Annotated in this window: 16 protein-coding genes and 1 tRNA gene; 8 read left to right on the top strand and 9 right to left on the bottom strand. The window is 40.2% G+C overall.

Going from position 1 to position 18,231, the window contains the following annotated elements; translation table 11 throughout:
• Nucleotides 1–3: 3 nt before the first annotated feature.
• Nucleotides 4–363, bottom strand: a complete 360-nt coding sequence (locus tag B5Y40_RS01785) for a hypothetical protein (protein ID WP_079684995.1) — start codon at nt 361–363, stop codon at nt 4–6.
• 19 nt (nt 364–382) lie between these two features.
• The gene (locus B5Y40_RS01780; RefSeq protein WP_221408857.1) at nt 383–1,027 is read right to left on the bottom strand and encodes a response regulator transcription factor; all 645 of its coding nucleotides are present in this window, start codon (nt 1,025–1,027) and stop codon (nt 383–385) included.
• 204 nt (nt 1,028–1,231) lie between these two features.
• On the opposite strand from B5Y40_RS01780, the gene B5Y40_RS01775 reads away from it, so the two are divergent.
• Nucleotides 1,232–2,623 carry a clostripain-related cysteine peptidase gene (locus B5Y40_RS01775; RefSeq protein ID WP_079684994.1) on the top strand — a complete coding sequence of 464 codons (1,392 nt, stop codon included), beginning with the start codon at nt 1,232–1,234 and terminating at the stop codon, nt 2,621–2,623.
• 95 nt (nt 2,624–2,718) lie between these two features.
• Here the strand turns inward: B5Y40_RS01775 and B5Y40_RS01770 are convergent, their stop codons facing one another.
• Nucleotides 2,719–3,072 (bottom strand): hypothetical protein, encoded by a 354-nt coding sequence (locus tag B5Y40_RS01770; RefSeq protein ID WP_079684993.1) that lies wholly within the window; start codon nt 3,070–3,072, stop codon nt 2,719–2,721.
• 231 nt (nt 3,073–3,303) lie between these two features.
• Between B5Y40_RS01770 and B5Y40_RS01765 the strand changes: the two genes are divergently transcribed.
• From B5Y40_RS01765 to B5Y40_RS01740, 6 genes are all read left to right on the top strand, one after another.
• Nucleotides 3,304–3,933, top strand: a complete 630-nt coding sequence (locus B5Y40_RS01765; protein ID WP_079684992.1) for a hypothetical protein — start codon at nt 3,304–3,306, stop codon at nt 3,931–3,933.
• Nucleotides 3,934–3,957: 24 nt separating this feature from the next.
• The gene (locus B5Y40_RS01760) at nt 3,958–4,308 is read left to right on the top strand and encodes a hypothetical protein (protein WP_079684991.1); all 351 of its coding nucleotides are present in this window, start codon (nt 3,958–3,960) and stop codon (nt 4,306–4,308) included.
• 12 nt (nt 4,309–4,320) lie between these two features.
• The gene (locus B5Y40_RS01755; RefSeq protein WP_079684990.1) at nt 4,321–5,667 is read left to right on the top strand and encodes a hypothetical protein; all 1,347 of its coding nucleotides are present in this window, start codon (nt 4,321–4,323) and stop codon (nt 5,665–5,667) included.
• 553 nt (nt 5,668–6,220) lie between these two features.
• Complete coding sequence (locus B5Y40_RS01750) at nt 6,221–6,559, top strand: hypothetical protein (RefSeq protein WP_143785568.1); 339 nt, start codon at nt 6,221–6,223, stop codon at nt 6,557–6,559.
• A gap of 157 nt (nt 6,560–6,716) precedes the next feature.
• Entirely contained in the window at nt 6,717–7,283 is a 567-nt protein-coding gene (locus B5Y40_RS01745; RefSeq protein ID WP_079684988.1) for a hypothetical protein, read from the top strand.
• Between the two features lie 160 nt (nt 7,284–7,443).
• A complete protein-coding gene (locus B5Y40_RS01740) occupies nt 7,444–8,247 on the top strand; it encodes a DUF6896 domain-containing protein (RefSeq protein ID WP_185145716.1) in 804 nt (267 codons plus the stop codon).
• A gap of 1,153 nt (nt 8,248–9,400) precedes the next feature.
• Here B5Y40_RS01740 and B5Y40_RS01730 read toward each other — a convergent pair.
• Both B5Y40_RS01730 and B5Y40_RS01725 read right to left on the bottom strand, forming a co-directional pair.
• On the bottom strand, nt 9,401–9,838 hold the full coding sequence (locus B5Y40_RS01730; protein ID WP_079684986.1) for a response regulator: 438 nt from the start codon (nt 9,836–9,838) through the stop codon (nt 9,401–9,403).
• On the bottom strand, nt 9,835–11,313 hold the full coding sequence (locus B5Y40_RS01725) for a sensor histidine kinase (protein WP_079687046.1): 1,479 nt from the start codon (nt 11,311–11,313) through the stop codon (nt 9,835–9,837). The genes B5Y40_RS01730 and B5Y40_RS01725 overlap by 4 nt, the downstream gene beginning before the upstream one ends.
• Nucleotides 11,314–11,734: 421 nt before the next feature.
• Between B5Y40_RS01725 and B5Y40_RS01720 the strand changes: the two genes are divergently transcribed.
• Complete coding sequence (locus tag B5Y40_RS01720; protein ID WP_143785567.1) at nt 11,735–12,277, top strand: hypothetical protein; 543 nt, start codon at nt 11,735–11,737, stop codon at nt 12,275–12,277.
• Between the two features lie 65 nt (nt 12,278–12,342).
• Here B5Y40_RS01720 and B5Y40_RS01715 read toward each other — a convergent pair.
• The 4 genes from B5Y40_RS01715 to B5Y40_RS01700 form a co-directional block, all read right to left on the bottom strand.
• Nucleotides 12,343–12,417 (bottom strand) — tRNA-Pro (locus B5Y40_RS01715).
• A 103-nt stretch (nt 12,418–12,520) separates the two neighbouring features.
• Nucleotides 12,521–13,996, bottom strand: a complete 1,476-nt coding sequence (locus tag B5Y40_RS01710) for a sensor histidine kinase (protein WP_079684984.1) — start codon at nt 13,994–13,996, stop codon at nt 12,521–12,523.
• Nucleotides 13,997–14,002: 6 nt separating this feature from the next.
• Complete coding sequence (locus B5Y40_RS01705; RefSeq protein WP_079684983.1) at nt 14,003–15,106, bottom strand: BamA/TamA family outer membrane protein; 1,104 nt, start codon at nt 15,104–15,106, stop codon at nt 14,003–14,005.
• On the bottom strand, nt 15,107–18,229 hold the full coding sequence (locus B5Y40_RS01700; protein WP_079684982.1) for an efflux RND transporter permease subunit: 3,123 nt from the start codon (nt 18,227–18,229) through the stop codon (nt 15,107–15,109).
• Nucleotides 18,230–18,231 lie beyond the last annotated feature (2 nt).

Raw genomic sequence — 18,231 nt, 5'->3', positions numbered from 1 at the left:
GAATCATTTCAATAATCCGTCCAAATCGGATATTTCAAAAACTGTTATTGATGAGGATCCGGTACCAGGAACCTTCGTGCCTAGTTTTGCTTTTACAATAAACGTCAATATAGAACCTGCGTCATCACTAGCTATAGGCGTAAGCCCTATTGAAACGCGCGCCTCATTAAAGATGTTAGCACCTAGTTCAGTCTCTCGCTGACTTTTTACTTGGCCAGATGTAGGAGGAGCTGTGACTTTGGTAGCTAATATTCCAAAAGAAACAACTACCCTATAACCAGCCATATCTGGTTCAATTCTAATCGTTGGATCAACCGATGCATTCACAAGATTGCTTGAGAGATCAATTCTTACATTATCCATAAATTTAATTGTTAGTATACTATATCTCCACCAACTTCCTCCGAATCGCCTCCATCGCCATTCCCACTCTGCTTTGCACATTCAGTTTTTCGAACAGTGCTTCACGATATCCATCGATGGTGCGTTCGGCAAGGTTCATCTCAGAGGCAATCTGTTTATAGGTCATGTCCGTACATGCGAATTTCAAAAATGTCATTTCTCGCTCGGTGATCCTGATCTCATTTTTCTTGTTACCATGCGCCAGCAATCTCCGGAAATTTATATTCATAGCATCGGCATTGTAAAATCCTTTGCTATATACTTCAGCCAATGCCTTCTCGAGTTCATCGGGATGTATATCTTTTACCAGATATGCACAGCATCCGGCTTTGAACATGCTGATAATGGTAGTATCATCATCCTTCATCGATAATGCTACGAGCTTGATAGCTGGATATCGCTGTGAAATTTCCTGCGCAGCATGTATACCATCCATACCCGGCATGTTTACATCCAGTAAAATGATATTAGGTTCCTGCTCGGCTCGTTCCAGCTTATTTAAAAGATCACTACCATTCTGCGCATCCAGTACAACAGTAAACTGGCTGAAGGTATTAACAAGGGTTACCAGCGATTTTAAAAATAACCGTTGGTCATCAGCGATCCCGATCATCACTTTCATCATATCTCATAAAGGTTGTAGTGCCAAACGTTACCAGTAACTATCGGAATATGTATGGAATATACATCATCCGCGTCAACTGTACAATATTCCGGTTTTAAGATTTTACAGATAACGGGAATTTTCCCGTTATCACTCCGGACGTTTTCACATTGTGATGTATAATGATTGTCGGCAACTTTACTTATACTCTAAAACCCTACAGTTATGTCACAGAAAAAACACAAATGGACTGCCATCTTTCTAATTAAAGGTGCAGCCGACAACATTCGAGAGCTTAACCAACTACTCGACCAGCTAACCTCTGTTGAAAAAACGGGAGATATAGCCGTAGTGCTCTGTATCAATATAAAAGCAGAGATAGCCCCGGATATACTTCCAATTACGAGAGTACTTGGGCCAGGTGATGTTTCTATGAAGGAACCCGGATGGACTACACTATTCTGCAGCCTTGAACGTAACCCGACGGGTGGATGTATATTTCAGTATATCCATGAAAGCCGCGACTTTAGAATTGACAAAGAACAAGACATCACCGGTTTCTTCAAAGAAAAAGTTCTTTCATCTTTTATGGCAGAGAAGTATATATTATTCACCTGGGATCATGGCCAGCCCTTTGGCATCTTTCCGGGTATAAATAGAGCAGCGAGGAATCCTCCAGAAAATCTCAATCTAAAAACATTTCATTTCCGCCAGCAAAAACAATTGAACTTAGAAAGGCAAAACCGAATAGCGGTGCCGGCAGAGGAGGATGACGTACTACCAATATTGACGATGACCGAATTGAAGCAGGCTATTCAATGGGCGTTTGATGGTCAGAAGATCGATGTGCTTGTTATGGCCAATTGCTTTTTGCATTTCTTTGATACCGGATATGAGTTGAGTGATACAGTAGATTACCTTATTACTTTTGAAACGGTGATGTTCTTTAAGGACACATTCAATTACAAGGTTATTCTCGAAGGTATAGGAAACGATCCGGATATATTGCCCGAAGCGCTTTCAAAAAACATAGTAAACTCATTTGCTGAAGAAACGAATACAGCTATTTCTGCCTCACGCGATGAAGTAGCTTTATTTGCAAATGATCTTTCGTGGTACCCTTCGTTAGCGCGAATGATCGATAAGCTCGCGAAAATATTAACAAAAGCTTTACCTACCCATCGTGAAAAAATACTTGCAGCTGCAAACAAATGTGACTATATATCTCCGGGTATACCAATGTTCTGTCTCCTCGACTTCCGAAATCTTATCACACGTCTTTATGAAGAAATACCCGAAGTATTCACGGATAGTCTCTTTAATACATTCAAAACATTGCTGGATAACGTTGTTATAGAATCTTTTGTTGGGAAAGACTTTGATGATGACGGCACCAGCGCTGCTATAAAACCTTCTGGATTTTCCATTTACTTTCCCCGATTACAGGAAGACTACAAAACATCATTCCTCGATAACTTCATGACTGAATCATCGCTCTCGCCCACTGAATTCACAAAACGCTTCGGGTGGGACGTGTTCATTCGGCGCTATATACTTACGGAGCCTGTAGAAGAAGAAAGTGAGACAGGTGAAGAAGAAGCTGTCGCGCTTTCATAAACATATCTTAATATATACCTTAAACCGTTGTCAGTAAAAAAAGAAAGCTACCTCAAATGAGATAGCTTCTTTCATTTATAGAGAGGATAGGGGACCTATGAATGATGGCTGTTACCGTTGCTGCCATTAAGAATCTTGGCAAAGGCCGTTCCTGTACCTGGCACTTTTGAATTTACTTTCATGCTCATCGTTAATACTGCTTCGTCTCTGTTCACACTGGAAAGAGAAACCTTCAGGCCATTGCTGAAAACTGATCCACCTGCAAGCTCGACAAGATCACGATGCGTGTGACGCTTACTGTTTTGCGGCTCTTCTGATTCTGAGTCGGGTAATTCTGTGGAAATTACCGGAAAGGTAAAAATCATCTGGGTTCCATCATTAGAGAACCTCAACGATGGTGTCTGCTCGATCGAAGCAATTTTGTCACCGAGTTTAAATCTTCTTTGCATACATCTTAGTTTTTAGAGTTAGAGTTTCTTTAAGAGGAGATATACTCTCCTGATTTGAATGCTATATTCCAACATTCTCTCCGCGTTCGGAACGGGATTTTTCACGGTATAAATACGTCTCTTTTCACGTTGATATACGGCTTCTGTCGAGTGAACTTTGATACTGTTATCAGAGATCATAAACCCTGATGCCCAACCTCAAAATATACTGTTGTCTAAATAAGCACTAATATGAAAACAATTATCTGCATCATGATTTTATTCTTGGGAGGTGTATATACATCGCACGCGCAGTCATCTCCCGGAACCGATACGGTGATCGTGAATCGCTTAAGTAAGCTTGTTAAGTTGAATACCACTGGAAACAAATCCCTGGAGACCTTGATCAAAAAATCCGATTCAATAAAGCGTGTAATCATTGCTCGTCCTCCTGTACCGCCTTGTGTGGAATGCATAGCAAAACCCGACTTCATCCAATGGGTAATGATCCTACTGCCGGTGATCCTATTTATACTCTTACTCTGGTATTTCCTGCGCTGGCTGAAGAAGGACAAGTATAAAATAGCGGATGCTCTTTCTGTAGACATGTCGGATGACCAGGTAGAACAGCTTCAAGCCGTTGCTATAGCCGGCGGAAAAACACCCGAGCAACCCGTATTAAAAAGAAGCAGCAGTCGGTTGATCGCTTTCTTCTCCGGTCTCTCTGCGGTGATCATTGCGATCTGCATCACCTCTTACTATATGTACTTCGCGATCAAAGGGCTACCCGTGCCTAAGTTCGAAGAATTGTGGCCTATACTGGCATCGCTGGGTATAGGTATAGTACCATATGCAACAAAAGTTATAAACGAAAAGAAATAAAATACACTAAACTCATCAAACGTTATGGAACTCATTCGATTCAGTAAAACCGACAAACCTGTATCAATTGATATACAAGTCGAAGAAGCACCAGTATGGAGCTATATATATGTGGGTGATCTCACCTTCAAATCCAAAAGTTCGGCCGGTGGTAACTCTAACCATATATTGGGGCTCCCTGTCAATCTTGATGACGACATTAACTCCTGGGATATAAGACTTGGCAATATCTCGACAAGCACGTTGACCGCTACTGTTACGATAACCTGGACGCAGGATGATAAAGTTTTGAATATATGGACACGACAGATCGATGTCCCGGCAGAAGCGGCAGTAAAAATTTCTGACGATGCACTTTTAGAAGCCACAAATTAAACTCCTATATATATGAAAAAGATTATTCTCATCTGTATAGGTATACTTGCAGGAGCCTCTCTATACGCACAGAATCCCGATTCTATCACTATTGACGATTACTATGTCGATTTCTCCGTACCCGATATAACTGCATTTTCTATACTGGATATAAATTCCAATGATGTTGTACGTCCGGGGAATGTAAAGGAGTTGGCGGTTGGCATTCAAAATTATGTTGACCAGGATGGAAATTTGAAACCAGGATTGGCAATGGAAATTGCACCGTATCGTATACTGGCAAAGGCTTTAAAAGTACGCTCCTTTTGGGAGAAGAATAAATCTCTGAAGAATTTACAGATCAGTATAGGAACGGCACAGGGAGACTCCTCTAATTTACTCGCAGCGTGGGGTATAAACTGGACACCGATTGACAGGACCGATCCTGTGGCAAATATAGCTTTACAAAATTTCTTTGCAGACTACCTGGCAAACAAAGATAGTATAGCTAACCAGATGTCACTTGCAGGTCAGCGAAACAAACACCTGCAATCTGTAAATCAATTTCTAAATTCACTGACTCCTACCTCCAGATTATCATCACAAACAAAAGTAGCAATACTGCAATACTTTGGCGGTGGATATAGAAGCAGACTCCTTCGCTATGATTCAACCGACAATCAACTGTATGCTCTCGTTATGAAAGATACCGTACTGCAAAAGCTCGGCACTTTCAACATCAATCTTGATAGTGCTCAAAGCAATGCATTGTCAATGTTGATTGTCCAAAACGCCAAGCTCACATTTACAGAGCAGGCAGAAGAGGAGGAGTTCGCCGAAAATTTCAGTGAAGAATTAAAGCGGCAAAAGAAAATTTTTATCGAAGAGAATTGGAATCGCCTGGTTATTCAATTAAAGGCAGGGTCCAAGTATAACTCTGCTGAAAACACCATCAAAGATCTATCACTTCTCAACTGGCGTATCTTCGGTGGCATTGCCGGACGCATTCCTGGTCTTGCTAATAGTAACTCAACACTTGCCAAAAGTTCACAAGTTATATACCAGGCAAGCTATATTAACTACAAAGATAAATCCATGCCGCTGAAGTGGGAGTTTTCTACTGGCGGAAGGTTGCTGCTTGGCAAAGCTGATAAAAGATTATCCGCAGAATTTCTATACAGTCAGGCTACCATCAACGGCGAGACTACAGACAAAAGCGAATATATACGCTATACTATAGGTGGAGAAATGAAGATCAACGAAGGCTTATGGCTTGAGTTAGCGGTAGGCGGACAAAAATTTCTTCAAGGCAACGATGACACCAGAGTAGTTCCGCAGTTCGGACTTAAGTATGCCATCCAGAAAAAATCACGGTTTTGAATTAACACAAGCATAGCTTCTCTTCATCCTCCGGTCTCAGCAATGTCTTCAAAGATGGGCTCTTAGGAGCGTTGCTGGGTACCGGTATTTTATAAGGAAATTTTTGAATTGCATTTATACCTCTGAAGTGTTATACTTCAGAAGTATTTTTTTTAGCATAAACGTTACAGTGCATTTTTATGGACAGGGTAGCTATCACATTAACAAGTGACGAAATATTTATCAGAATGTCTAAAAACTATGATCGATAAAATTACCCATGATGACACATTAATTGAAACAAAAGTTAACTTCTTCGCTGCATATACAACTTTACAACACCCAACAAGGGTAAAAGTGACTTGATCCCGATTGATAATCCGTTGTCACTAGTTGAGAAGGCATTATTTCAAATCGAACATAACGCGGAATATTGCAATAAGTACCTTTGCACATTCTTAGATCACCCTTTGCTCCGCGCTAATAATAAGCTTGTAAGAGTATTGACAAAAAAGGAAATATCCCAAATGGGTCGGTGTATGACATCGCCGACAAATTAAAACGGGACGTAAAATTGATTACCTACCTATCTGAAGAACTCGGAAGGGAAGAGCTTGTAAAGTTGACTGAGGTGACTTCCAGAAATAGTGAGGTTCCAAGAGAATACATTCTTTCGCGGACAAATAAGGGATTTTATTTTTTGTCATTTGACGGTGGACATTTTCAAAAATTTAAAGAGACAAGAGTAGAGACACTTTGGACGACTGTCAAAACAATAGATGCGATCATCAACGCGCTTGCAATTTTGGCTATTGGTGTTTACAGTTTGTACTTAAGTGACAAATCTGACAGATTGGAAAAGGAAAAGAGAAACGAGAAACTAAAAATTGAAATCCAAACGAAGAGCAAGTAAGACGCCCCAGCATACAACAACAGCTATAATACATATGCTTTATTGTAGGTTCTTAACGCATGTGCTATTAAATTTCGTCAGCAACGTGGGACAAAGATGTAGGTATTTACACGCGCACGTCTTATAGCTAAGCGTTGGTGGCAACCCGTTTTGGACAATGGCGACAAAATTAAAAATAGAGAAAATATTATCCATCGCGGGACAAGGACAATACTTACTAGTTCGACCAATCATTTCAGGACAAGAGATTACTTTGACCGAAAAGATATACTTGGACAATATTGAACTTGATCAATACTTGGACGCTCCAAGAAAGCTAAAAGAAAACGGTGAACTTGATCTTGATTTATATTCAGTTAAACTAAAAAACGACCACGAAGTATTTAGATTAAAAGAAAATACCATCGTTGACCTAATACCTGGTAAACAACCTTGTTTGACACCTTGGCACTTCGCGGACAAGGGACTAAATAATCAACTTGAAAAGGAAATTAGTCGTGGACACATTCTCTATGGAAAAGATGTAACAACTGTTGCAAGACGACAGGACAATGATGATGTACTGTTTGCAGTTTTTGATTCTGACTTTAAATATGCCAGAGTACATTTGACATGGTCTCAATCAAAATTGGCAGGCACTGACTACCCAACGACAAGGACATATAAGGACTGGGATGATGTTTATGAGAATTTATTTATCCCTGACAACAACGATTGGGAGTAAAAGGGGCACCTACCAACAAAATGTATAATCCATTGCGGGGTTTGGGTTAAGGTATAAATTTTATCACCTCAAAATATTTGTAACGTAAGACAATTTACTAAACTTAAAGCCGCAACGGCTAATAGGTAAACGTTGCGCGTCATTTTAAGAAGCGACACCATTGAACAGAACGACAGACATAATTGCAATAAGTTCGGTTGAACGAATTCCGACACTTGAAACAGTTCAAGCAATTCCGCGGGAACGGATATTGAAACTTGTTTTTGAAAAGGGAGTTCAAAGTCAACGAGAAGCAGTCGGACAAAAATTGAAAAATGAACTCCCGGGTTTTCAGATTGGAATACATACAATTGAACCCGAAATAAATATTGCCAAACTTATAACAGATCAAGAAATTGAAACCAATCAAGCCTTTTTTGAGCAATGTGCAAAGGATTACCGAAAGTTAGGAGAAGAATTACTATTCAAGTTGGTTGACGAACTTGACTTGAAGTTAAATAAGGACTTTCCAATGGAAACGTTCAACGAGCTAAAGTGTGACAAACGACAAATTGGGAAAATTAAAGGCTGGAGATATTTTGTTCATGGATTTCATTGTGGTTTTGAAAATAATGAAACAGGACAGCTCATAGAAGTCCCTCTTGTTTTCGGTCTTGAATTTGGTGACCTAGATCCATACTTCTTTTCAAAATTCATTAAGTCAACATCGAACTACAGACCATTACCAGTTGACATTTTTGAAGACTACGCAGACGGAGTTCGAATAATTGAAAGAATGGTTTCGCTTGGCAAGTTTGAAAGGATATGTTCCAATGTCGGGAATCATTATGGTGTCGTAGTTGCAGACAGAGCTAAAGTTGGAATTAAATCCTATTTGGAGTTGGAAAAAATGTCCCAAGAACAAAACAAACAAATTGAAAGACCTAAATTTAATTTTTGGAGTTTTATAGGGTTGAAAAAATAAAAACGAAACGCACAAACGGAAGTATATTTTCCAAATTTACATGCTCCAAGAAAATTTGAATTTCTCCAAAACAGCAAACAAAAATATGGAATGAAAGTATATACTGATGAGGGAGGAGGACGTCAATCGCAAACAACAACATATATACAGTGGGGTAAAAATGATTTCAACTATATCGACACGATTGAAACCTATGTCAGTAAGAAATATACCGACAATAGTGAATCTATATATGTAACTAAAATCATATATAACGGTGTCATTAAATGGGATATCGTGACTTATCCATTTTATATTCAATGGGGAGATCTTTTTTATAAGATATTTTTTTGAAGTTGTTACGTGATTTGTAATTTAAAAAGAAGGTTTTAATACCTCCTTGATTACTCACAGTTCTCGGGCACGTGAGCTATCATGTTACACCAAAAGAATCAAAAGTTGTGATTCAATAATTTAATACCCAGATAACCACATAACATTCTGTGCCCTAAATATAGTATAGGGAAACAGGGCACCGAATAGGGCATATGTCTATCGAATAAAATGAAATGAATTAGTATAAAAGAAAAGAAAAGAAAAGAAAAAACCCTTTACATCATACGATATAGAGGTTTTTCGAACAATTGATTGTCTCAAAGTCGACCTGAGTGGTAAAATTTCGAGCCGTTTTTAGAAGACATTAAACTTTTGTACAGACTTGTATTTCATCTATCGTTTGACGCTCAAGAGATTTTCGCGTGAGAAAATCCAAAGGTCACAAGCCGAAAAGTAATCGATGCTGCTAGAAAAAGGCAAAGCAAGAATTAGGATAAATCAGGATTATGAAAGTTGATCAGTAGCTTCACATAACCTAAGGGCGTAAGCAAACGCTGGAATTTTTACCCAATCCTTAGTAACTAGAAAAATCCAAAGCACGAGCAGAATAATCTCCAGAAGAAGTACCAGAAATTATGAAATCCTGGATTGCTATAACATTAAAGCTACTGGTATACGGAAGGAGCACTAAGAGCCATTTATAGTTTTACTTATATATACGATAGCCGTAACGTTGCATACTTCAGAATCTGTTCTAAGCAGTTTATATGCCACCATGGTCGCAAATAAATACATCTTAACACATATATTCGAATAAGGATTGTATATATCAGGGACTCTAAGGTAAGATGATCTGGTCAGGTATTGTCTGTTTAAAATGCTTGATAATAATTTTTTCCAACATTTCTTTGGTCAATGGTTTTGTCTTAAAGTCAGCAGCGATATTCAATGCTCTTGCTTTCATCTTATCATCCGGATTCTCTGAAGTTGTAAGCATTACAATAACAGCCCGGCTTTGTAATTTTTTATCCAGCTTGGTGTATTCCATCAGAAAATCCCATCCGTTCATGCCGGGCATGTTAATGTCCAGAAAAATAAGATCGGGGTGGGTGTTGTGATTATTCTTTTGTGATCTTAAATATTCAAGTGCATCCGATGCTGATTCCTTTGGTATAACAATGTCGGCAGCATTACTTCTTGTTATCACTCTCTCGTGGTAAAAATTGTCATCAGGGTTGTCATCAACCAGCATGATACAGTTTAACTTTTTATTCATAAGGATAAATTGGGAATGGTGAAATTAAAGGTGCTTCCTTCTCCTAACGTTGATTCGATCCAAATCTCCCCTTGGTGGAGTTCAACAATTTTTTTACAGTTAGCAAGTCCAATTCCGTTTCCTTGATATGCATCACTGACTTGCAAGCGTTGGAAAATATCAAAGACCTTTTGAAAATGAGCGGGTGCAATTCCAATTCCATTATCACTTACTGAGAAGAGCCATTTTTCATCTACTTTCCTGGAGCGGATTTTAATTTCAGCGCGGGTGTCTTTTTTTTGAAATTTAATTGCGTTGGTTATAAGATTTTGGAATAATTGACCAATTTCTATTTTATATACATTTAGCGTAGGCATTTCGGCTACATCAATAGTTGCATTGGTTTTCTTTATTAAAGTTTGAAGATCTGCGATCACATTATTAATTATCTTTTTGCAATCAGCATACGTGATTTTTTTATTATGACCCAGTCGTGAAAAATCCAAAAGTGATTTAATCAGCATACTCATTCTTTTTGTAGCATTATTTACTGATTGAAGGTACTTGCGTGCATTGTCATCCAGCAATGCTATATAATCCTCTTCAAATACCCGCATATAGTTGGAAACCGTGCGAAGTGGTTCTTGTAGATCGTGAGAAGCTATATAAGCAAATTGCTCGAGTTCTTTATTATGTTTTTTTAGCATGGCTTCCTGAATTTTCCTTTCCGTGATGTCAATGATGGAAACCAATACGATGATACCTTTCGCTGTTTCAATTGGGTTCAGACCAATTTCTACCTGAACTTCTGCACCATTTTTTTTAAGAGCAAAAAGATCACGCCCGGCACCCATCGCTCGCGTTTTTGGGTTTTTAAAAAATACATCTCGATGACCTGGGTGCTGAGCTTCTAATCGTTCTGGAATCAGGATTTCAAGTTTGTTTCCTATCAATTCATTTCGCTCATATCCAAAAAGCTTTTCTACCTGATTATTAATAAGGATAATGAAGCCCTCACTGTCAACAAGCACTATTGCGTTGGGTACTGATTCCACTACAAGTCTGAATTGCTCTTCCGCTTTTTTAAGTTCCATGTTGGCAATGATCAGTTCTCCTGCACGTTTTTCTTTCTCTTCGTTCTGAAAGACTAGTTCTTTATTAGCGACAATTAACTCGGCCGCTCGTCTTTCCTTTTCTTCATTTTGAAAGGCAAGTTCTTTGTTGGCGATGATTAACTCAGCAGCTCGCTTTTCCTTTTCTTCATTTTGAAAAGCAAGTTCTTTGTTGGCAATAATTAATTCAGCAGCCCGTCTTCCCTTCTCTTCGTTTTGAAAAGCAAGTTCTTTGTTAGCGATGATTAATTCAGCGGCCCGTTTTTCTTTTTCTTCGTTTTGAAAAGCGAGTTCTTTATTGGCGATGATTAACTCGGCAGTCCGTTTTGCTTTTTCTTCGTTTTGAAAGACGAGCTTTTTGGTAACAATGATTAACTCATTCATGTTTTTTATTCTATCCATATCCTGCTTAGACAACTGTCTGATTTATCACCTGCAATGAAAATGAGTTTAATGACGATAAGTTCGCTGACCTTGTATACTTTTTTATTCATTGAACCCAACATCCGATTGAAGAAAACTTCGCGCCAGTCCGTTTACAGAAGGCAGCAGGTGAGATTATCCATAAGTTAACGTAAGTTTTCCGTACCCCCTAATACAAACGAAAATGCTATCAAATTTCTCTCTTTTCACTGTTGTTACAGTAAAAAGTCGTGTTGTCTGTTTTACTCTGTACAAGATATTTTAGAAGGACGTGCTCCGAAGCGTCCGGGTAAAAACACACTTAAAGAGCAACTTCCGTTACGGGGACTCTTAGAATGCAGGTTGTGTAGGAAGACTCTATCCGGTAGTGCATCAAAAGGAAATGGCGGTAAGTATTTTTACCATCACAGTACATGGTTGTCCTGAACGTTTCAGAGCAGAAGAAACCAATGCGAACTTTCTAAACTTTCTTAAAGAGTATACACCTCAACCTGAAACAGCAGAAGTTACTTATGAAGAACTATCACAAAAAATTAAAGCCGATAGGAATATAATTATCACCGAGCTTCAAGAGATCGAAGCGGAGAGTATAAAGAATCGAAAGCGCGTAGAGAACGCGCAGTACTTAATGCTGGATGGCGAGCTTGCATCAGGAGAGTATAAAGAGATCAAGCACAAATGTCCACAAACTAACGAGGCTTTACTTCGAAGGAAAGCTAATCTGGCTTCAGCAGAAGACGACTACCGAGGGTACTTAGAATTTGCTAAGACTCTGCTGGTAAATTTAGATAAATGCTATAGGGAGAATGAAGATTTAAAAGCGAAACAATTGATCATTGGTTCCGTGTTCCCTGAAAAACTAGTCTATGAGAAAAATCAGTTTCGAACCAAAAGAGCCAATGAAGTAATGTCTTACTTCTCTTGAGAAACACAGAGTTAGCTCACAAAAAAAGTGGACGAGGAAAAATTTTTATCCTTCGTCCACCCAGGTCGGGGTGAGATGATTCGAACATCCGACCCCCACGTCCCTAACGTGGTGCGCTAACCGGGCTGCGCTACACCCCGAACTACCCAAAAATTGGGGCTGCAATATTAATAAGAAACATCAACTCACCAAAGTCGTTGTCTATTTTGATGAGGTTCCGTTGGAAGAACGAAAAAAAACGTATCAGGCTGGCAAGATTACTTTAAAAGTGGTTCCCTCTGCTACTTTACTCGACACAGAAATTTCTCCATTGATCAATGGTATCAATTCCTTTACGATAGAAAGTCCCAGGCCGGTGGATCCCTCCCCTGCTGTTGGCTTGTTGTTTAATCGCTCGAACTTTGTAAAAATACGTGGGAGGTCTTCATTCCGGATACCGAGTCCATGGTCGATGATCTCGAAGATCACGTTGCCATCAGACAAATGTACTTTGAGCGTAACTTCCTTTTCAGGATACGAAAACTTTATGGCGTTGGAAAGCAAGTTCTCCAGTATGCGTACCAACACATCTTCATCTGTATAAATAGCTTCTGACGACTGGGCTATACGCAGGGTGATATTTTTCTTCATCGCGATCGGAGTGAACTCGTTGCTCAACCGGTCGAGTATTTTATTCAAGGGTACTTTTTGAACATTAATCTCGGTAGAGCCATGCTCAATCTTATTTATATCGAGAAGATTTTCAATCAGGCGCTGCATATTTATACAGGCATCTTCCATATAGCCGAGGTATTGCAGATCGGAAGCTTGCCTGTTTGGATTATCAACCTTCATAACTTCAATGAGTCGCAGTAGCCCTGACACAGGTGATTTCAAATCGTGTGACGCAATGCCCAAAAAATGATCCTTCTCATAATTCAGTTCGATCAACCTGGTGTGTACAACTTTGAGCTCTTCTATATTTTGTTTCAGTTCTTCATTCAGCCGCAACGTCTCTTCGTTCTTTCGTCCTATTTCCGCTGTTCGGTCGCTTACTTTTTGCTCGAGTATACTGTTCGCTTCTTCGAGGTCGTATAGCAACGCGCGATTCTGCCGTTGCTTATTATATAGTGCAAGAAACGCAGAAGCAGACGTGATCACAATCAGAATCATACTTCCGAGTCGAATGAGATCTTCACGCTCATTTCCTTTTTCATATTCTTCATTGTGGAGATTCAACAGGTAACGCTCGTGTTGTGAGAGATCGTTCATGAGCACACGTAACGTATCCATATAGGTCTTACCCGTTTTAGCGGAGATCAGATTCATCGAACTATCCTGACCGTGTCTGTTAAAAGTTGATAACGAATGATCCAGGAACTCCTGCTTCTTTCTGATGATGGGCTCAATGTGATTTTGCATTAGCAAGGCTTGCCGATTATTTTCACGCACCAACCCGGTGAGCGTATCCAATGCTTGCGTGATATCTTCCTTCGCATCATAATATGGTTCGAGAAAAGAAGAATCTCCGGTAATGATAAATCCATGTTGACCAGTCTCCATATCCTTCATGAGTGAAATGAGATACGTTGATGTCTGGATAACTTTATAGGTATGCGTTACCTGGCTAATCGATTCTTTTCGTTGCTTGCTATTCTGATGCTGAATATAGGAACTGGAAATTACAAGAACCGTTGATACGATCAGGAGTGCAAACACAATATTAAGGGAGAACTTCATAGGCTATTAAAATGCTTCCGCTAAATTAATATACGTTCCCTGAGAATGCTTGCCGAAGCCTGCATCAATTCTTAAATTCAGTTTTTCTTTTTTATTGAGAGAAAAGCGAAGCCCTACACCGACAGAAGGTTTTAACCCTTGTCCGTTTACTACAGACGCTAAGTTTGGTCCAACTTTACCAATACCCGTAAACAGAACAGCTCCCCATCGTTTATATACAGGTGTACGGAATTCAGTTTGAAATGCAATCAGGTTTTTATCCTGGTATCGGCCTTCATAATATCCACGCATATACATATTGGTACCCATTACAGAAAAATCGCGAATTGGTATGGAGCCACTGGCAGCAATCATATTAAGCTGAAAGGCAAGCACACGATCGTGATGCAAGTCAAAATACTTCCGCACATCAAGGTTCTGAATATTAAAATTAAAGTCACTGCCTATAAAATCCCGGTAGGCATTAACAAAATATTGAATATAAAATCCTTTACTGGGACTAAAAGCATTATTGCGTGAATCCCAACAAAGCACTATACCTGTTCCTGAAATCTTACTACCATAGCGACCCGCTATATTTTCAGTATCGAACAGGCTCTCTCCTTGCTTGTTATCGTATTGAAATCGAAATACATTTTGAAACTCGTAGTTGATGCCGGCAAAAAGATTCGGTCGTATTTTCCGAATGAGTTGCGGGTATATATCATACTGACTGATGGTATAATCTTCTTCCGCAGAGGATGGGGTCGTATTCCCTAGTCCCCAGAATTTATCAGGAAAGTGGCTGGCACTTACAATCAGGTGAAGAATGAAGTCTTCGTGCGGGAAGTATATATTGCTTTCGGAAGCAAGTACAACCTGTTTACGTACTGTGACAAAAGATACCAGCTTTACATTGGAAGTTCTTGTCAATGAATCGGGCTTAATCTTGAAGTAATATATACCGGCAGCGCCTGCTCCCCATTTATATTCCGGAGATTTTACCAGCATTGGAAAAAGAATGTAACGGTCGCTCTTGCCTAGCGCTAGTGGAACTCCTCTGCTGACTTCCTGCGCATAGCAACCTATCATCACCATCATGCAGAGCCACACAGCGACCGTTACTTTCATTTATACTTTCTTTTTCTCAATCCAATAGTATAAGGCTGTGAGTAGAAACGGTGTAAAGATCAATGTAGACGTAAGGCCGCCTATAATTACGGTTGCAAGAGGCCGTTGAATATCAGAACCTATACCCGATGATCTGGCAGCAGGCACTAACCCGATGATCGCTACAATCAGCATCATGGTGATTGAGCGCAATTGCCCGGAGGCAGCTTTACTCAGCGTAAACTCAAGGTTCGAATTATCGAGTGTGCGTTCACGGTTGATCGCTGAAATCAGTAGCACCCCGGCCATGACCGAGAGCCCGAACAACGAAACAAAACCAACCCCTGCAGACACGTTGAAATTATACCCGCGCATTAACAACGCCATGATTCCTCCCGCCAGAGCAAACAATACACAGACCAGCGTCATTAAAGCATACTTCAGATTTTTAAACAACATAAACAACACCACCAATACCATAATTACGGTGAGCGGTATAGCAATCATTAATTGTTTACCGGCACGTTCGAGGTTTTCAAACTGTCCGCCATAATTTATAGTATATCCTTGTGGCAAATGTATAACGTTAGCAATCTTTACTTTAGCCTCTGCTACAAATCCACCCTGATCGCGACCTTGCACGTTGGTCTTTACAATAAGCAATCGCTTTCCATCAGCACGGTATAGATTGGTTTCACCATCGAGTAATTTCACCACAGCAAGTTGCCCTATCGGGATCAGTTCACCGGAAGCAGAAGGTATCTGTATAGATCGAATCATATCCAGACTATTCCTATTCTCTGGTACATAGCGAACCACTATATCATATCGTTTATCGTGATCATAAACCGATCCTACATCTTTACCGCCAATGGCAGCTTCAATCATATTTTGTATATCGGCTACATTTATACCATAACGGGCAGCTTCTCTGCGGTTGATCTGTATATTTAGTTGTGCCTGTGGACCTTCCTGTTCCATGCCCACATCCGTTGCGCCCTGCATACCCTTTACAATAGTTCGCACCGTATCGGCTATACCTCGCATTCTATTTATATCATACCCCTGAATGTTAATCGCGAGATCTGCCGCAGAACCAGTTACTGTTTCCATGACGTTGTCAATGATCGGTTGCCCGAACGAAATAAAGGTTGATGGAAGTTCCTCTTTCAATTCTCTGCGCAGCTCCGCAATCAACTCCTGTTTGGTTGTATCCTGCGACCATGTTTTATAGTCCTTCAACACCATCATTACTTCGGTACGATTCGAAGGGAAAGGATCGGTTCCATCATCGTTACGACCAGATTGTGTTACTATGCTTTCAATTTGTTTATGACGCGCTACGACTCTTCTTACCACCGGAGAAATCTTTTGTGTTTCGGTTACAGAAGTACCCGCCGGTAAAAATGCGCGCATCCAGATGGACCCTTCATCGAGTGGTGGCAAAAATTCTGTCCCCAGTTTCCCAATGAATGATACCAATGCAAACACGATCACAAATCCTATAATTACTACCTGCTTGTGATACTTCAAAATTTTAACAAGACCAACTTCATACTTTCTTTCCATCCAGCCTATAACATCGAGTTTCTTTCTCCATGCAGGTATAGTCTCTTTCTGATCTTCGTCCAGGTATTTATTATATACAAACGATATGAGTACGGGTATTACCGTGAGCGCACAGATCATTGCGCCAACTACAGCAAACGCAAGCGTGACTGCCATTGGTGAGAAGAGTTTACCCTCTACACGTTGCATCGTTAGTATAGGCATATAGGCAAGGATGATGATTGTTACCGCGAAAAATATTTCGCGACCAACTTCCTGCGATGCATTGAGGGTAAGTTTGATGATGCCCTCTTTTCGTTCTTCCGGTGTTGCCGTTTTAAATTTATGGACAAGATGCGCTGCCATCACACAGGCACCATCCACGATAATACCAAAGTCGATTGCTCCCAATGATAAAAGGTTAGCCGGAATTCCGTTCAGCTTCATGAGTATAAAAGCGAACAACAACGCAAATGGAATGGTGAACGCAACTACCAATGCCGAACGAAGATTGCCCAGAAAAAGCACGAGAACAATAATCACGATCGACACTCCTTCCAGTAGTGTATGCGATACCGTTTCGAGCGTATTGTTTACAAGCGAAGTTCGGTCATATATAGGAGTAATCTTAACACCTTCCGGAAATTCATTCACCTGCAAATCGGCCATCTTCGCTTTCAACGCCTTCAGCACATCGGACGGGTTCTCTCCTCTTCGCATGGAAACGATTCCTTCAATTCCGGAATTTACATTCTTACCATCATGAAATATAGCATAGCCTAACAAGCCCGATGGAGGCGGAGGCCCTACTTCTACTGAAGCTATATCTTTGATAAATACAGGTACACCGTTGATGCTGGTAATCACTATATTCCGAATATCTTCTTCATTGCGAATAGCACCTATACCACGGATTGCCAATCCTTGTCCACCGCGCTCTATAATATTACCACCCGTATTCCGGTTGTTGGATTCAATGGCGTCCATTACCACCGGCAATGTTAATTTGTACTTGCGCAGTTTTTCAGGTGCTGTGAAAACATGAAACTCTTTTACCGGGCCGCCAAATGTTACTACATCCGCTATACCCGGAACTTGCAATAGCGATGGGACAATGACCCAATCCTGCAGATCACGAAGCTGTGTCGGCGTTACGCTTGGTGGTGCTTCCAATACATACCTATATATTTCACCAACAGCCGTTGTCAATGGACCAATTTCAGGGGTAACACCATCTGGTAAATCAGCACTGGAAAGCCGTTCAATTACCTGCTGACGCGCAAAATAATCATCCGTACCATCCGCAAATGAAAGCTGAATCAGTGCAAGACCAAAAACTGTGCGCGACCTGCGGGCAATTACTTTCGGCACATTATTAAGAGAACGTTCTATAGGTATCGTTACCTGTTGTTCAACTTCCTCTGCAGCACGACCCGGATATTTAGCAATGATAACAACATTGGTATCTGCTATATCCGGATAGGCTTCTATCTTTAATAATTTAAAACAAACCAGTCCAACCACCATCAGCACCAGTGATACAATAATGATGGCAACACGGTTGGTAAGCGATATGATCAATAACCTGCGGATCATGG

Source organism: Ohtaekwangia koreensis, from assembly GCF_900167975.1.
GTDB lineage: Bacteria > Bacteroidota > Bacteroidia > Cytophagales > Cyclobacteriaceae > Ohtaekwangia > Ohtaekwangia koreensis.
The sequence above is the reverse complement of the archived record's forward strand: the minus strand, read 5'-3'. Positions and strand labels throughout refer to the sequence as shown.

Coding starts and splice junctions, on each gene's coding strand:
- B5Y40_RS01785 (WP_079684995.1), bottom strand. CDS start 363: ATGGATAATGTAAGAATTGATCTCTCAAGCAATCTTGTGAATGCATCG.
- B5Y40_RS01780 (WP_221408857.1), bottom strand. CDS start 1,027: ATGATGAAAGTGATGATCGGGATCGCTGATGACCAACGGTTATTTTTA.
- B5Y40_RS01775 (WP_079684994.1), top strand. CDS start 1,232: ATGTCACAGAAAAAACACAAATGGACTGCCATCTTTCTAATTAAAGGT.
- B5Y40_RS01770 (WP_079684993.1), bottom strand. CDS start 3,072: ATGCAAAGAAGATTTAAACTCGGTGACAAAATTGCTTCGATCGAGCAG.
- B5Y40_RS01765 (WP_079684992.1), top strand. CDS start 3,304: ATGAAAACAATTATCTGCATCATGATTTTATTCTTGGGAGGTGTATAT.
- B5Y40_RS01760 (WP_079684991.1), top strand. CDS start 3,958: ATGGAACTCATTCGATTCAGTAAAACCGACAAACCTGTATCAATTGAT.
- B5Y40_RS01755 (WP_079684990.1), top strand. CDS start 4,321: ATGAAAAAGATTATTCTCATCTGTATAGGTATACTTGCAGGAGCCTCT.
- B5Y40_RS01745 (WP_079684988.1), top strand. CDS start 6,717: ATGGCGACAAAATTAAAAATAGAGAAAATATTATCCATCGCGGGACAA.
- B5Y40_RS01730 (WP_079684986.1), bottom strand. CDS start 9,838: ATGAATAAAAAGTTAAACTGTATCATGCTGGTTGATGACAACCCTGAT.
- B5Y40_RS01725 (WP_079687046.1), bottom strand. CDS start 11,313: ATGAATGAGTTAATCATTGTTACCAAAAAGCTCGTCTTTCAAAACGAA.
- B5Y40_RS01720 (WP_143785567.1), top strand. CDS start 11,735: ATGGCGGTAAGTATTTTTACCATCACAGTACATGGTTGTCCTGAACGT.
- B5Y40_RS01710 (WP_079684984.1), bottom strand. CDS start 13,996: ATGAAGTTCTCCCTTAATATTGTGTTTGCACTCCTGATCGTATCAACG.
- B5Y40_RS01705 (WP_079684983.1), bottom strand. CDS start 15,106: ATGAAAGTAACGGTCGCTGTGTGGCTCTGCATGATGGTGATGATAGGT.
- B5Y40_RS01700 (WP_079684982.1), bottom strand. CDS start 18,229: ATGATCCGCAGGTTATTGATCATATCGCTTACCAACCGTGTTGCCATC.